Genomic DNA, 1740 nt, shown 5'->3' with positions numbered 1-1740 from the left:
CGGATGAGCGCGCGGGGCACGGAGCGCCGAGGACCCAGGCGCTCCGCCTCGAGCCGCGCGCCCACCCCGACGAGCGCGGCGAACAGGGGCGCCGTGAGGTGCTCGGAGAGGTGGAGCACCCCACCCGGGCCGCCGGCGGGCGCCGTGTGGGCGACCATCATCGCGACCAGGGCCAGGCCGCGCGCGACGTCCACCCAGACCAGGCGGCCCCGGGCGGTGTGGGTGGCGGCGGGAGCGTGGGAGGGGGCGGGCACGGCGACCTCCGAGGTGGGGGACTCAGTCCAGGACGCGGGTGAGGTCGGCGTCCTCGTAGCGGACCGGCTTCGAGCCGGTGACGAGCTTGTGCCCGAGCCACAGCGCGAGGAACAGGGGCAGGCCGATGTACGCGCTGGCCACGGCCACGAGGTCCACGTCGCCCATGAACGCCTGGTAGTTCTGCCCGAGGATCACGACGGCGCACATGACCAGCGCCACGATCGGGCCCAGGGGGAACAGGAAGGCGCGGTAGGGCAGGTCCTTCGAGTCGTGGCCCTGCGCGACGTAGGCCCGCCGGAACCGGTAGTGGCTCCAGGCGATGCCCATCCACACGATGAACCCGGCCAGGCCCGAGGCGGAGACGAGCCACACATAGGCGGCGCCGTCCCCGATGAACGTGGTCAGGAAGCACGCCGCGCCCACCGCGGTGGTGGCGTAGAGGGCGTTCATGGGCACGCCGCGCCGGTTCACCTTCGCCAGGAAGCGCGGGGCCTTGCCGGAGTCGGCCAGGGCCCAGAGCATGCGGGTGGAGGCGTACAGGCCCGAGTTGCCCGCGGAGAGGATGGCCGTGAGGATCACGGCGTTCATCACGGAGGCGGCGGCGAGCACACCCGCGTTCTCGAAGACGAGCGTGAACGGGGAGATCGAGATGTCCTCGACGTCGCTGCCCAGCAGGTGGGGGCTGGTGTAGGGGATGAGGAAGCCGACGACGGTGATCGCGCCGACGTAGAAGAGCAGGATGCGCACGAACACGGTGCGGATCGCCTTGGGCACGTTCTTCTCCGGGTCCTCGGCCTCACCCGCGGCCACGCCGACCAGCTCGGTGCCCTGGAAGGAGAAGCCGGCCACCATGAAGATCGCCAGGATGCCGGCGCCGCCGCCCACGAAGGGGGCCTCGCCGTCCGTCCAGTTGTGGAAGCCGGGGGAGGAGCCGCCGAGGATGCCGACGATCATCAGGACGCCGAGCACCAGGAAGATCACCACGGTGGCGACCTTGATGAGCGAGAACCAGAACTCGCTCTCGCCGTAGGCGCGCGTGGAGAGGGCGTTGAGGCCGAAGAGCAGCGCGAGGAAGGTCGCGGACCAGATCCACGAGGGCACGTCCGGGAGCCAGTACCGCATGATCAGGGCCGCCGCGACGAGCTCGGCGGCCACCGTGATCGCCCAGTTGTACCAGTAGTTCCAGCCGATGGCGAAGCCGAACGAGGGGCTCACGAAGCGGGTCGAGTACTCCTCGAACGCGCCGGAGACCGGCAGGTACGTGGACATCTCACCGAGCGACTGCATCAGCAGGAACACCATGAAGCCGATGGCCACGTAGGCCGCAAGGGCGCCACCGGGGCCGGCGGTCGCGATGGTGTTGCCCGAGGCCACGAACAGGCCCGTGCCGATGGCGCCGCCCATCGCGATCATCGTCAGGTGCCGGGATTTGAGGGAGCGCCGCAGGGAGCCGCCCTCGGGGGTGATGTGGGCGGCGGAGGCGGG

General features: G+C 70.9%; 1 protein-coding gene and 1 pseudogene. Both read right to left on the bottom strand.

Annotation, left to right across the window (positions count from 1 at the left end; all coding sequences use genetic code 11):
* Positions 1–254 (bottom strand): annotated as a pseudogene (locus AB0N07_RS50665) (hypothetical protein); the annotation flags it as partial.
* Positions 255–276: 22 nt separating this feature from the next.
* Positions 277–1701 (bottom strand): amino acid permease, encoded by a 1425-nt coding sequence (locus AB0N07_RS50660; RefSeq protein WP_365847727.1) that lies wholly within the window; start codon positions 1699–1701, stop codon positions 277–279.
* Positions 1702–1740: the final 39 nt, after the last annotated feature.

The organism is Streptomyces sp. NPDC051172 (assembly GCF_040682555.1).
In the GTDB taxonomy this organism is placed as follows: Bacteria; Actinomycetota; Actinomycetes; order Streptomycetales; family Streptomycetaceae; genus Streptomyces.
This window is presented reverse-complemented; position numbering and strand designations above follow the sequence as displayed.